This is a genomic window from Pontimicrobium sp. MEBiC01747 (assembly GCF_053601635.1).
In genome coordinates this window covers 1-13,143 of sequence record NZ_JBSHNS010000177.1, presented here as the reverse complement: position 1 = coordinate 13,143, position 13,143 = coordinate 1, and the positions used below count along the sequence as shown (strand labels likewise).

Sequence of the window (13,143 nt, the reverse complement as noted above, 5' to 3'; positions counted from 1 at the left end):
AATGATTACTAATAATAGTAAATTTTAATTTATGAAATCTGGTTTACTTTTATTTTTTAGTGTTCTATTAATATCTTGTTCAAGTAATGATGACAGTAATGATACTATTAGAACTGGTGCGCCTAATGAAGAAAATAATATAGTCATGTGTTTGGCACCTACAGCATTAACCGCTTCTAATATACAAAGTGATTCGGCAGATTTAAGTTGGACTAACTCATCTAGTAATAATGTTGAATTATACGATTTAGAATATGGCGCTCCAGGTTTCTCTGTTGGGTCGGGTACTGTATTTAGTATTAACCAAACGAACCCTACTATTACTGGTTTACTGCCCAATACTATGTATGAGTTTTTTGTTAGGGCAAATTGTACTAATAACAGTTCTAGTGATTGGGCAGGTCCTAAAGCTTTTACTACTACGAATTAAATGGGTTTAAGTGATTTATAAGATTGAAAAAGGTTTCATAAAACACTAATTTAAAGACTATAATAGCGCTTATTAATACTATTAAATAGCTATTAAAAATAGTCTTTTTTAGGCTCCAGTTGCTGTGTATAAAAATTATTAAGAATAAAGTAAATAGTATTATATGCGGAAATGCTGCGTATTTATATAAGTATTCTGGAACTAAGGGGTTACTATTAGTTGTGTTATATACTATTGTTAAAACATTGACTAAGCTAGTTAAAGCTTGAAATCCAGAATATATTAGTACAATTATAGTTATTGTTTTTAATATTTTCTGTTCTCGATGCTTCGAGTTTAATTAGTTCTTCTTCTAATAATGCATACTTATTTACTTAAAAAAAGAGTCTACAAATTCGTATTTGTTAAAAACTTGCAAATCTTCTATACCTTCTCCTACTCCTATATATTTTACAGGTATTTTAAATTGGTCGCTTATACCTATAACAACGCCTCCTTTTGCTGTTCCATCAAGCTTTGTTACTGCTAATGAGGTTACTTCGGTTGCTGCTGTAAATTGTTTAGCTTGCTCAAAAGCATTTTGCCCTGTTGAGCCATCTAATACTAATAATACATCGTGTGGTGCATCTCCAACTACTTTTTGCATAACACGTTTTACTTTGGTTAGCTCGTTCATTAAGTTAACTTTATTATGTAAGCGCCCTGCGGTGTCTATTATAATAACGTCTGCTTCTTGAGAGACTCCAGATTCTAAAGCATCGAAAGCTACACTTGCTGGGTCACTTCCCATTTCTTGGCGCACCATTGGCACGTCTACTCGATCTGCCCAGACTTGTAATTGGTCTATTGCTGCTGCTCTAAAGGTATCGGCTGCTCCCAGTACTACTTTTAAGCCTTGCTTTTTAAATTGGTAGGCTAGTTTTCCTATAGTTGTTGTTTTCCCTACTCCGTTTACACCTACTACCATTAACACATACGGTGTTTTTGTACCGTTTGCTTGTTTTGGTAATGTCGGCACTACGTAATCGGTTTCTTCTCCTGTATTGGTTTCTGATAGTAGTCCTGCTATTTCTTCACGTAGAATTCTATTTAATTCGTCGGTTCCTAAATATTTATCTTTAGCAACTCGTGCTTCTATTCTGTCAATTACTTTTAGTGTTGTATTTACGCCTACATCACTAGATACTAATACTTCTTCTAGGTTATCTAAAACATCATCGTCTACTTTAGATTTTCCTGCAACGGCTTTGCTTAGTTTCCCTAAAAAACTAGTGCTTGTTTTTTCTAGACCTTTATCTAATGTTTGTTTTTTCTCTGAAGAAAATATTTTTTTAAAAAAGCTCATTTTTTTGCTTGTGGTTTTAATGATGTACTTAACGGTTAGCAAAATACATTTTATTATCTAAATGTGCGCTAGGGATTAAACAACTTGTTGATGCTCTTTTTAACAAAAATAGCATGTTGTAAAAGCCCAACCTATCGGTAACGCCCAAATATTTAATAGCAATAGTTAAGCCTAAAAGGGAGGACTGAAATATTGTCATTAAATTTAGGTATAAAGAAAAGAATATTTTTTTAATATGTTTAATCGTTTTTATAAAAGATTTTAGCTTTTCGCTCTACATATTAATAGATACAGAAAAAGCCGCTTTCTTTATGAAAGCAGCTTTATATATTGTGTAGAAAGTAATACTATTTCTTGTTTAAGAAATCGTTTACTAAGTCTGGTGCCATAATGGATTCAACAAACATGTAAGCTCCTGTTTTTGGAGATTTCACCATTTTTATCGCTTTAGATAAACGTTTTGAACCTGTTTGTAACGATGCTACTGATTTCTTTGCCATAATATTATATATTTGATATTACCACTTACGTGACAATGTCTAATTACTTAATTTCTTTGTGAACGGTCATTTTCTTTAAGATTGGATTAAATTTCTTTATTTCCATTCTGTCCGGAGTATTCTTTTTATTTTTTGTTGTAATATAACGAGAAGTACCTGGCTGTCCCGATGCTTTGTGCTCTGTGCACTCTAATATTACTTGTATTCTGTTTCCTTTCTTTGCCATGTCTTTATTTCTTTAAGCGCGTTTTGGCTATTATTTTAAAAATCCTTTAGATTTAGCGTCTTTTATTGCTGCAGCAATCCCAATCTTGTTGATTGTTTTTAAAGCTGATGTAGAAACTTTTAAAGTTACCCATTTATCTTCTTCAGCAATGAAGAAACGCTTTTTTATTAAGTTCACGTTGAATTTACGCTTCGTTCTATTCTTAGCGTGAGATACGTTGTTTCCAACCATTGCTACCTTCCCTGTAAGTTCACAAACTCTTGACATTACTTCTACTTTAAATGTTATTAAAAATCGAGGTGCAAATATATGAAATCTTTAAGTTATGACAATCAATTTTTTATCAATTTTTAAAAATTTCTTTTTGAAGAGTCTCTAAAGCCTTGTTTACCGCTTTATTTATAACCTTAATGCGATGGTTTCCTAATTCAAATTTATGTGAAATAACACCTTTTTTAGTTGCTAAAGCTATAAAAACAGTTCCTACTTCTGCATCTGAGTCTCCTTTTTCTGGTCCTGCATTTCCTGTTGTTGCTATTGCATAATCTGATTTGTATAGTGTTCTTACATTTTTTGCCATGACTTCAGCAACTTGAGCACTAACTACTGAATGTGTTTTTATAATGTCTTCAGGTACGTCTAGCACTTCTATTTTAGATTGTGTAGCATAAGTAACTAACCCGCCTTTAAAAAAAGCAGAGGCTCCTGCATTTGCTGTAAATACTTCTGCTATTTTTCCTCCTGTGCAACTTTCTGCTGTTGCTAAGGTTAAATTACGCTTGGTTAGTTCTTTTCCTAATAAAACTTCTAGTGTTTCATTTTTTTCTTCAAAACCTACAAAGACATCTTGTATTAATGGTAAAACGGCTTCTATTTGTCGTTCTACTTCTGCATTAACCTTTGTTTCGTCGTCTCCTTTTGCAGATAGGCGTAGTCTTACTTTACCTAAGTTTGGTAGGTAAGCTAACTTTATGTAGTTTGGCAAGGCATCTTCCCAATCACTAATACGTTCTGCCAAAATACTTTCTCCTAAACCATACGTTAATAAGGTTTTGTGTAATATATACGGTCGTTTGTATTTTACTTTTAGCTTTGGTAATACCGCATCCTCCATTAGCTTTTTCATCTCAAAAGGCACGCCTGGCATGGATATAAAGACTTTATTCTCTTTTTCAATCCACATTCCTGGTGCGCTTCCAACGGTATTCATTAGCGCTATAGATTTGCTAGGTATTAATGCTTGGTCTTTATTAACTTGTTGTAATGGCTTTTTTATATAGGTTTTCCAAAGCCACTCAATATTTTTTAATACAGCGTCATCTCTAACTAAGGTATCATCAAAATATTCTGCTATAGTGTGTTTAGTTATATCATCTTTGGTTGGGCCTAAGCCTCCTGTTATAATAATGATATCTGCATTTGTTTCTGCTTCTGCTAAGGCTTTTAATATGTGCGCCTTTTCATCTTGTATAGATGTTATTTGGTATACCGAAACGCCTATACTATTGAGAGCCTTACCTATATATGCTGAATTTGTGTCTACTATTTGCCCAATGAGAATTTCATCGCCAATAGTAATTATTTCTGCTTGCATTATATATTAAAATCAGATTTTAGTTCTTCTGAAGCATTATTTATTGCATTTAACACTGTATTTAATTGTTCGGTAACATCGTCTTCAGCTTTTTCAAACTTACCCCAATCTTGCACTTCTATTAATAAGTCTAAAACCCCTAACTCGAACATATCTATAGTTGGTTTCATTTTATGCGCAGTTTGGTAAGTTGCTAGATAGTTTTTATCTGTTACGGCTTGTTTTAGTATTTCTGCATCTGCTGGTACTTCTTCTAAAAAAGTTTGTGCTAATGCTAAAATAAAACTTTCGTCATTATCTGCTAATTCCCTTAATCGATGTAGTTTGTAGTGTTGTTCCATTATTTTACTGTAATCGAAAATAATTCTTTATCCTCGATATATCCTTTTAGTTTATCATTGGGGCTCACCTTGCCAACTCCGGCTGGTGTTCCTGTAAAGATAATATCTCCAATCTTTAAAGTAAAATATTTTGACACATATTCGATTAACTCATCAATTTTCCATAACATTAAACTTGTATTTCCTTGTTGTACAGTAACATCATTCTTTTTTAGAGAAAAATTAATATTATCAAGGTCTTCAAAATCGTTTTTAGGCAACCACTCACCTATTACTGCTGCTCCATCAAAGGCTTTTGCTTTTTCCCAGGGCAATCCTTTTGCTTTTAGTTTAGCTTGTAAATCTCTTGCTGTAAAGTCTATACCTATGCCTATTTCGTTGTAATATTTATGAGCAAATTTTTTATCTATATACTTACCTACTCTATTTATTTTTACTAAAATTTCCACTTCGTGATGAACATCGTTAGAAAATTCTGGTATAAAAAAAGGCTGTTTTTTAAGTAATATTGCCGTATCTGGTTTTAAAAACACAACGGGATCTGTTGGTTTTTCGTTTTCTAATTCTTTAATGTGTTCGGTATAGTTTCTACCTATGCATATTAGCTTCATAATTACAGCTTATTATTAAAGGCTCTTAATTTTATACTTGTTAGTACCTTTTTTGTATATAATGGAAAATCTGCATTTAGCAACCAACCAAAATACCCTGGTTCTTTATCTAACACATCTAACACTCGCTTTCCTTTATGCTTCCCAAAAGAGAAACATTCTTCTCCTTCTTTATTAAAGCTTATAAATCCCGCAAAATCAGCAAACTTTTTGTGAGAGCTAAATTCTGCTAAAAACTTAGTGTCATTTTCTACCTCATCGTAGCGTTCTATTTGCGCTTTTAATACTTCGTACGTTGCTAGTGTATCTGCTTCGGCTGTATGTGCATTTTCTAAATCTTTATCACAATAAAACTTATAGGCTGCTCCTAGTGTTCTTTTTTCCATTTTATGAAAAATAGTTTGCACATCTATGGCTACACGATTTTTCATATCGAAATCTACATCGGCACGTAACATTTCTTCTGCTAATAAAGGGATATCAAATCGATTAGAGTTAAATCCTGCCAAATCCGAATCTTTAATCATGGCATGTATCTCTTTCGAGAGTTCTTTAAATGTTGGTTCGTTTGCAACACGCTCATCTGTTACACCATGTATTAAGGACACTTCTGGCGGTATAGGCATTTCTGGGTTTACTAACCATGTTTTACTTTCTTTATTCCCGTTTGGGTAGACTTTTAGTATTGATATTTCTACCACTCTGTCTTTAGATATATTAACTCCTGTTGTTTCTAAATCAAAAAAACAAATAGGTTTCCTTAAGTTTAATTCCATGTAATTAGTGTATGTGTTATGCAAATATAATTCTATTATGTTATTTTCACTTTTAAAATAGCACATTTTAAGAAGTTGTTTTATTGCTTTACATCTAATATTTTGTAATGATTAGCCTTTTCTAATTTATTCAAGAATATAGCATTACTTGCCACATGAAGGGATTTTTTTATTAATTATGATATTGTTAATTATATAATTACTTAGTTTTAAAAATGATTATAAATTACCTAACTTTTTTATTAAAAAATTTAAATTCTGGTTAGCTTATTTTAGTACGTGACATATTAACAAAAAAAGCACAGTCCTAAAACTGTGCTTTTCTATATTATTATGAATTCCTGTGTACACAGGGGGTTTGTTATAACTCTCTATTACTGTCCCAAGCTTCTAAATAATCTTTAACAGCTTTTACAAATTGTCCTCCAAGTGCTCCGTTTACAACACGATGGTCGTAAGAGTGAGACATAAACATTTTGTAACGAATACCTATAAAATCTCCTTCTGGTGTTTCTATAACTGCTGGTACTTTACGTATTGCTCCTAAAGCTAATATACCTACTTGTGGTTGGTTTATTATTGGTGTTCCCATAATACTCCCAAACGTTCCTACATTAGTAACAGTGTAAGTTCCGCCTTGTATATCGTCTGGTTTTAATTTATTGTCACGAGCTCTGCTTGCTAAATCATTAACAGCTTTAGTCATACCAACTAAATTAAGCTGATCTGCATTTTTAATAACAGGAACAATTAAGTTTCCATCTGGTAAGGCTGCTGCCATACCAAGGTTAATATTTTTCTTTTTTATAATAGTGTTGCCTTGCACAGAGATATTCATCATAGGGAAATCGCGTAATGCTTTTGCAACTGCTTCCATAAATATTGGTGTAAACGTTAAGTTTTCTCCTTCACGTTTTGCAAAATCTGCTTTTACTTTCTTTCTCCAGTTCCAGATTTTAGTAACATCTGCTTCTATAAAACTTTGTACGTGTGCACTTGTTTGTACAGATTCTACCATATGATGCGCAATCAATTTGCCCATTCTAGTCATTTCTATAATCTCATCACCTCCACTCGCTATAACTGGAGCCGTTTCTGTTTTCGCTTGTTTTGGTGCAGATGGTTTTGCAGGAGCAACTGGTGCGGCAGATTGTGCTGCTGGTTGACTTTCTCTGTTTTTTAAATAGGCTAACATATCTGCCTTAGTAACACGGCCATCTTTGCCCGTTCCAGCAATAGCATCTAACTCTGCTTGACCAATACCTTCTTGCTTAGCCATATTTTTAACTAATGGCGAATAGAAACGATCGCCACTAGACACAACAGCTGCTGCAGTTTCTTTAGCTACGTTTACTGCTTTTTCAACTTCTTGTACAGCAGCTACAGGAGCTGCTTCTGCTTTAGGCGCTTCTGCGGTAGCATTACCTTCTCCTTCTGTTTCTATAACAGCTATTGTTTGTCCTACTTGTACAACATCATCTACATTAAAGAGGATTTCAACTAAAACACCATCTACTTCACTTGGTACTTCGCTATCAACTTTGTCTGTAGCAATCTCTAAGACTGCTTCATCTGCTTCAATAGTTTCTCCAACTTCTTTTAGCCAAGAGGTAATCGTTGCTTCTGCAACGCTTTCTCCCATTTTTGGTAATTTAAGTTCAAATCTTGCCATATTAATAATCTAAAGCTGTTTTTTTTGTTTCAGATTGCAAAATTAATAAAAAATAGCTTATTTCTTTATCTATTCAATACAATTTTGAGTTTCTAAATTTTAACAAAATGATTCTTAAAAGGTTATCACTTCTCCTCTACTTTTAGAGGAGTGACTTCCAAGGATAAAATTACTACTTTTTGGAAGTATTTTAAATGTGATGTCTTTATTTTTTTCTGAATTTGTTATTTGTTCAATTATAGCCTTGTAACTCACCGTATTTGCATTAAAGATTACTTGTGTATTTTCTGTAATTGGTGTTTCAATTGAAGCTAAAATAACTGGTTTTGATAATTTAGACTCTAACGCGTTATTATTTGCATTAGAAATAAATGCATATTGTTTTACTACTGGTAATACTTCTTCTGTATTATTACTTATAAATCTTGCCGATTGAATACCCAACCAAACTAAAGCATCAAATAGTAGATTGCTTTTAAAATGCTTTTTATAAAAAATCTGCATGGCTCCATAAAAGCGTTTAGCATAGGTCTTATCTTTTAACGTACTCTCTCCTTTATAATGAATGATTGTGGTTTCGCCATAGTAGTAACTCGTGTAACCCGCTTTAATAATTTTATAGGACAGATCGATATCCTCCCCATACATAAAGTAATCTTCATCTAGACCATTTACTTCTTTATATACTTTTGTTTTTATTAGCATAAAAGCGCCTACAAAAATAGCTGTTTGCCCAATAGCATTCTCATCAAGTGTATTTACATAGTAACTATTAGCGTTTCCTAATATTTTTTTAATTGCTATGCTTGGCGTAGGGATGTTTCGTTTACTTTCTGGTAAAAAATCGCCATTACCATCTACTAATTTGCAACCTACTATGCCTACATTCGTTTTACTATCTGCAAAATTTAATACTTTTTTAAATGTATCTTCTGCAACTACGGTATCTGGGTTTAAAATACATAAATATTCGCCTTTAGCTTCTGCAATACCAATATTGTTCCCTTTAGAAAAGCCAAAGTTTTCTTTATTCTCTATCAATTTTACATTAGGAAACTTAGTTTTAATCATACTACAACTCTCATCTTTAGAGTTATTATCTACGACTATAATTTCTGCATCTAAACCAACTATTGCGGCTTCTACACTTTGTAGACACAGCTCTAAAAAGTTGCAGACATTATAATTTAGTATGATTACCGAAAGTTTCAAAAAATAAGAATTAAAGTTTAATGCTTTAAAGAGGCTTCAAACGGAATACGGTTTAAAATGCTTCGTCCTAACGTAATTTCATCTGCATACTCCAATTCATCTCCTACCGAGATTCCTCTTGCAATTGTAGACGTTTCTACTTCTAACCCTTGTATTTGTTTGTAAATATAAAAATTGGTAGTATCGCCTTCCATTGTAGGGCTTAATGCAAAGATTAGTTCTTTTACTTCTCCTGCCTTCACTTTTTCTACTAAACTAGTTATGTTTAAATCATGAGGACCAACACCATCTATAGGAGATATTTTCCCGCCTAAAACGTGATACAATCCTTTATGAGATGCTGTATTTTCTATAGCCATAACGTCTCTAATATCTTCAACCACACATATAATTTCCTTTTTACGCATAGGGTTAGAGCAAATCTCGCAGATTTCTACATCACTAAGGTTATAACAAGATTTACAGAATTTTAAATCGTTACGCATAAGTTGCAATGCTCCTGCTAATGCTGTTGTTTGTTCTTTTGGCTGGCGCAATAAATGCAATACCAAACGTAAAGCTGTACGTTTACCTATTCCTGGTAATTGCGATACTTCGTTTACAGCATTTGATAATAGTTTAGATGAAAATTCCATAGTTGCGAAATTACAATTTTTTAACCATTTCTATTATGTAAAAAAGCCCAAAACAAGAATCTTGTTTTGGGCTTATATGTTGTGTTATTTAATTAAAACTATTGTATCTCTAATTATTTTATAATTATTTTTTTAGTAATTAATCCTTTTACTGTATTTACACTTACAAAGTATAAACCTGCAGCATAATTAGAAGTGTTTATTTTTAAATTATTAGTTAAATCTTTATTTTTTGTATAATATACCAGTTTCCCCAAAGTGTTATATAGTTTTACAGACACCTTTTCATTTTTATCCCATGATAGGTTAACAGCGTTAGTTGCTGGGTTTGGATATATTGTTAAAGTATTTAATGCCGTAACTTCATCTACGCTTAATTGTGATTCGTATAAATTTGTTCTCCATAATCCACGCCCATATGTACCTGCATATAATTTATTATTTGCTGTATTAATTTCTAACTCACTAATTTCTACATTAGGCAAATTATTACTAAACGATTGCCAATCTGCAAGTGCGTTTGAAGTATCAATATAGAATACACCATAGTTCATTCCTACATACAATCCTTCTTGTAAGTAATCTGACCACACTAATGCTAATGCATTAAAATCTGGTAAGTTTTTTAAATAAGAAGTCCAAGTTGTTCCTCCATCTGTACTTACATATACTTTTTGGTTTCCAGTTGTTGCTATTGCTATTTTATTAGCATCTGTTGGGTGTATTGCTATAGAATTAATGCTACCTGTAAAACCTGTTACTGCTCCCCAATTAGTGTTTCCTCCATTACTTGTTTTATACAAGTTACTTCCTATTGCAGCATACATAATGTTGTTGTTAGATGGTGCTATTTTAAGGTGATTTAAGTTTGTTGGGTTAGTACCTGGTATAAATACTTGAGATATTGCTGTCCAGTTATTCCCTCCATTTGTAGATTTATATACTTGATCGTAACCAGAGTATATTGTATTTTGTACTGTAGGGTCTTGCTCAAAAGGAGTTATCCAGTTCCCCGATTTACCATCTGGTGATGGTAAACCAAATCTAGTTTGTCCTTGGTTTGTAGATTTATTTAGCGATCCAAACTGAACCGTTCCATATAAAATATTCCTATTATTTTTATCTACAAAGGTTTCCATTCCATCTGCTCCTAACCAATCGTTCCAGTTACCTGTATCGTTATACACAGATGTTCCGTTATCTTGAGAACCTCCGGTTACTACCTCTGGATCTGTTTGGCTCACTCCTATTTTATAAAACTGTCTAATTCCTAAACCATTGGTAAGGTCTCTATAGTAAGTACTATTAACTACTAATGGATTGTCTGCGACATATATTCCGCCATCACTTCCTACGTAAAGTTTTCCTCCTACGTATTCTAAAATATCTATATCTGCATGGCAATATCCTATATTTTCACTTGCTGCATTTCCTGGTATCCATTGAGAGGTAATATTAAAACTTACACCTCCATTTGTAGATCTCCAAGATAAAATTCCTGCGATGTGTACATCGTTTACATTATTAGGATTTACTGCAATGTCCATATCTCTTGGTGCTTGCCCACTGTTATCATTTGCTGTAGAACTGTAGCCAAAGTAGTTATTGGTTCCGTGGTCTAATTTCACGAAGGTTTCTCCACTATCTTCAGATTTGTAAAACCCTCCAAACACACTATTAGAGGCTTCTAAAATGTAAACAACCTGATCATTATCTGCTGATACTCCCATCATTTTTGGCCCACTACTTAAAGGAGAATTTGAATTAGATTCAAATCCATTTTCAAAAAGCACACCTAATGTAGGGTCTTCTATACTAATATCGTCTAGAGTTAAACCTCTTCCGTAGTTAGATTTCCCTTCGAATGCAATGTAATATTCTGCTGAAGGGTTTGGTAAATTAATTGTAATGTCTTCCCAAGCATTTTTCTCTGTTGTATAGTTTGCTAATTCTGTCCATGCTCCTGCTGCAGATGTTTTATATACTATTTTTAACTCGTCTATATCTCCTGACCAATTAACATTTGTGTACGAGAATTTAAGTTGTGGGTTTGTAGCGCCTGTTAAGTTTTGTACTGGAGCTATTAATCGTGTTACTGGGTGACTAAAATTACCTACATAAAAGATTCCTAAATTGCTTCCTGTTTTTGCTGATACTGTTCCATTTTGGTTTGTTCCAGCAGTTTGCCAATTTGTTGTTCCAGATACGTATTCTTGACTGTAAGCATTTAATGGATCGTCTGTTGTAAATGTAACACCTCCATCTGTAGATTTAAAAAACTTATTACCTGTAGCATAGATTGTACTTGTTGTTCCTGGTTTAAACTCTATATCATATCCATTTGTAGCTAAAGGGTGTATAATGTTCCAACTAGCTCCAGAATCTGTAGACTTATATATTCCGCCACCTTGAACACTACAATACATTTTGGTTGCATCTGTAGGATCTATTAAAATTTTATTTACACTTCCATCACCCGTGTCTGCTAGCAAATTCCATGTATTTCCAGAATCTGTAGAACTAAATATATTTCCTCCAGATGATCCCCAAAAGTAGTTAGTATTATCTAATGGGTTTATTGTTAAAGCAGAAACTCTTAAGTTAGATAAATTGTCTGTTAACACCGCCCAAGTTGCACCTCCATCTGTTGTTCTCCAAACACCTCCAGAAGCTCCTCCAACAATAATATGGTTTGTATTTGCTATTTCTACGCTAATAGATGTTATTCTACCAACTCCTGGATTCCAGCCACTTGTTGCATTCCAATATGTTGGTCCTAATTGCTCCCAAGCCCCCTCAGTTGTTCTAGCCAAACCACTTATATTACTATTTTTATTTTTATTGTACTTTTCTAATTCATTATAATAAAAATCGGCAGATTTAAGGTAGCCATTTTCATCCATATTTCTTAAAGCATTATACTCCCATCTTTTATATGGTTTATAACCTTTACCTCTCTCTTTTCCTACTTTAGCAAAATAAGCTTCTGCTTTTACTTGAATTTCTTGTACAGTGTAAGTTCCTTTTAATATCATTTCTTTGTAGTCTTGAGACCAAGCCGTAGATGCAAAAGCGATAATAAAGAATAAATTGATAAAATGTTTCATTTAAAATAATTTTGTTTTATAGATTATGAGGAGTCTTTTTTATTAATACTTAATTATAACTAAGTAAACAGTTTATGCATAGTTTACCCTAATAAAAAAACCATTACTTAATATTTTTTTTATTGATAACACTTATGCCTTACAAATAAATGTGTTTCATTTAAAAAACGAAGTGTTTAGATTGTAAAAATACTATTTTAGCGTTGAAAAATAAAACAATTCATGAAACCATTACACATATTACTTTTAATAATCTCTTACTTTGCTGTACTTGTTATAATTTCCTACTTTACTGGTAAAGAAGATTCTAACAATGCTTTTTTTAAAGCTAACAAATCTGCCCCATGGTATCTGGTCGCTTTTGGTATGATAGGTGCTTCTCTTTCTGGTGTTACTTTTATATCTGTTCCTGGAGCTGTAGAAACTAAACAGTTTGGTTATTTTCAGGTTGTTTTAGGCTATTTTGTTGGGTATTTGGTTATAGCTTATGTCTTATTACCATTATATTATAAATTAAATTTAACGTCTATTTATACTTATTTAAAAGATCGTTTTGGTACAACAAGCTACAAAACAGGCTCTATTGCCTTTTTAATTTCTAGAACAATTGGTGCTGCTTTTCGTTTATTTTTAGTAGCAAAAGTGTTACAGTTATTGGTTTTTAATCAATTTTCTATACCTTTTCCTATAACTG

Annotated in this window: 14 protein-coding genes; 2 read left to right on the top strand and 12 right to left on the bottom strand. The window is 32.6% G+C overall.

What is annotated here, in order from left to right; translation table 11 throughout:
- Window positions 1–31 precede the first annotated feature (31 nt).
- The gene (locus tag ACVC2P_RS05560; protein WP_452597484.1) at window positions 32–430 is read left to right on the top strand and encodes a fibronectin type III domain-containing protein; all 399 of its coding nucleotides are present in this window, start codon (window positions 32–34) and stop codon (window positions 428–430) included.
- Between the two features lie 370 nt (window positions 431–800).
- On the opposite strand, the gene ftsY is transcribed toward ACVC2P_RS05560, so the two are convergent.
- The 12 genes from ftsY to ACVC2P_RS05500 form a co-directional block, all read right to left on the bottom strand.
- A complete protein-coding gene (ftsY, locus tag ACVC2P_RS05555) occupies window positions 801–1,775 on the bottom strand; it encodes a signal recognition particle-docking protein FtsY (RefSeq protein WP_452597483.1) in 975 nt (324 codons plus the stop codon).
- 347 nt (window positions 1,776–2,122) lie between these two features.
- Window positions 2,123–2,275: a DUF4295 domain-containing protein gene (locus ACVC2P_RS05550; protein WP_452597482.1), complete on the bottom strand. Its 153-nt coding sequence runs from the start codon at window positions 2,273–2,275 to the stop codon at window positions 2,123–2,125.
- Between the two features lie 43 nt (window positions 2,276–2,318).
- The gene (rpmG, locus tag ACVC2P_RS05545; protein WP_452597481.1) at window positions 2,319–2,501 is read right to left on the bottom strand and encodes a 50S ribosomal protein L33; all 183 of its coding nucleotides are present in this window, start codon (window positions 2,499–2,501) and stop codon (window positions 2,319–2,321) included.
- A 30-nt stretch (window positions 2,502–2,531) separates the two neighbouring features.
- Window positions 2,532–2,768, bottom strand: coding sequence for a 50S ribosomal protein L28 (rpmB, locus tag ACVC2P_RS05540; RefSeq protein WP_452597480.1), 237 nt, complete (start codon window positions 2,766–2,768; stop codon window positions 2,532–2,534).
- A 76-nt stretch (window positions 2,769–2,844) separates the two neighbouring features.
- A complete protein-coding gene (locus ACVC2P_RS05535) occupies window positions 2,845–4,095 on the bottom strand; it encodes a competence/damage-inducible protein A (protein ID WP_452597479.1) in 1,251 nt (416 codons plus the stop codon).
- Entirely contained in the window at window positions 4,095–4,436 is a 342-nt protein-coding gene (locus tag ACVC2P_RS05530; RefSeq protein ID WP_452597478.1) for an Hpt domain-containing protein, read from the bottom strand. The genes ACVC2P_RS05535 and ACVC2P_RS05530 overlap by 1 nt, the downstream gene beginning before the upstream one ends.
- Window positions 4,436–5,047, bottom strand: coding sequence for a fumarylacetoacetate hydrolase family protein (locus ACVC2P_RS05525; RefSeq protein ID WP_452597477.1), 612 nt, complete (start codon window positions 5,045–5,047; stop codon window positions 4,436–4,438). Before ACVC2P_RS05525 ends, ACVC2P_RS05530 begins: the two co-directional genes overlap by 1 nt.
- Before the next feature lie 2 nt (window positions 5,048–5,049).
- Window positions 5,050–5,823: an exonuclease domain-containing protein gene (locus ACVC2P_RS05520; protein WP_452597476.1), complete on the bottom strand. Its 774-nt coding sequence runs from the start codon at window positions 5,821–5,823 to the stop codon at window positions 5,050–5,052.
- Window positions 5,824–6,184: 361 nt separating this feature from the next.
- A complete protein-coding gene (locus ACVC2P_RS05515) occupies window positions 6,185–7,495 on the bottom strand; it encodes a dihydrolipoamide acetyltransferase family protein (RefSeq protein ID WP_452597475.1) in 1,311 nt (436 codons plus the stop codon).
- Between the two features lie 114 nt (window positions 7,496–7,609).
- Window positions 7,610–8,707: a glycosyltransferase family 2 protein gene (locus ACVC2P_RS05510; protein ID WP_452597474.1), complete on the bottom strand. Its 1,098-nt coding sequence runs from the start codon at window positions 8,705–8,707 to the stop codon at window positions 7,610–7,612.
- A 17-nt stretch (window positions 8,708–8,724) separates the two neighbouring features.
- On the bottom strand, window positions 8,725–9,342 hold the full coding sequence (gene recR / locus ACVC2P_RS05505; protein WP_452597473.1) for a recombination mediator RecR: 618 nt from the start codon (window positions 9,340–9,342) through the stop codon (window positions 8,725–8,727).
- 113 nt (window positions 9,343–9,455) lie between these two features.
- Window positions 9,456–12,449: a VPS10 domain-containing protein gene (locus ACVC2P_RS05500; RefSeq protein ID WP_452597472.1), complete on the bottom strand. Its 2,994-nt coding sequence runs from the start codon at window positions 12,447–12,449 to the stop codon at window positions 9,456–9,458.
- Between the two features lie 222 nt (window positions 12,450–12,671).
- On the opposite strand from ACVC2P_RS05500, the gene ACVC2P_RS05495 reads away from it, so the two are divergent.
- On the top strand, window positions 12,672–13,143 hold a 472-nt coding region (locus ACVC2P_RS05495; RefSeq protein ID WP_452597471.1), incomplete at its 3' end, for a sodium:solute symporter family transporter.

What these genes read in the sequence shown, in the direction of transcription:
- ACVC2P_RS05560 (WP_452597484.1), top strand. Translation starts at nt 32, where the DNA reads ATGAAATCTGGTTTACTTTTATTTTTTAGTGTTCTATTAATATCTTGT.
- ftsY (WP_452597483.1), bottom strand. Translation starts at nt 1,775, where the DNA reads ATGAGCTTTTTTAAAAAAATATTTTCTTCAGAGAAAAAACAAACATTA.
- ACVC2P_RS05550 (WP_452597482.1), bottom strand. Translation starts at nt 2,275, where the DNA reads ATGGCAAAGAAATCAGTAGCATCGTTACAAACAGGTTCAAAACGTTTA.
- rpmG (WP_452597481.1), bottom strand. Translation starts at nt 2,501, where the DNA reads ATGGCAAAGAAAGGAAACAGAATACAAGTAATATTAGAGTGCACAGAG.
- rpmB (WP_452597480.1), bottom strand. Translation starts at nt 2,768, where the DNA reads ATGTCAAGAGTTTGTGAACTTACAGGGAAGGTAGCAATGGTTGGAAAC.
- ACVC2P_RS05535 (WP_452597479.1), bottom strand. Translation starts at nt 4,095, where the DNA reads ATGCAAGCAGAAATAATTACTATTGGCGATGAAATTCTCATTGGGCAA.
- ACVC2P_RS05530 (WP_452597478.1), bottom strand. Translation starts at nt 4,436, where the DNA reads ATGGAACAACACTACAAACTACATCGATTAAGGGAATTAGCAGATAAT.
- ACVC2P_RS05525 (WP_452597477.1), bottom strand. Translation starts at nt 5,047, where the DNA reads ATGAAGCTAATATGCATAGGTAGAAACTATACCGAACACATTAAAGAA.
- ACVC2P_RS05520 (WP_452597476.1), bottom strand. Translation starts at nt 5,823, where the DNA reads ATGGAATTAAACTTAAGGAAACCTATTTGTTTTTTTGATTTAGAAACA.
- ACVC2P_RS05515 (WP_452597475.1), bottom strand. Translation starts at nt 7,495, where the DNA reads ATGGCAAGATTTGAACTTAAATTACCAAAAATGGGAGAAAGCGTTGCA.
- recR (WP_452597473.1), bottom strand. Translation starts at nt 9,342, where the DNA reads ATGGAATTTTCATCTAAACTATTATCAAATGCTGTAAACGAAGTATCG.
- ACVC2P_RS05500 (WP_452597472.1), bottom strand. Translation starts at nt 12,449, where the DNA reads ATGAAACATTTTATCAATTTATTCTTTATTATCGCTTTTGCATCTACG.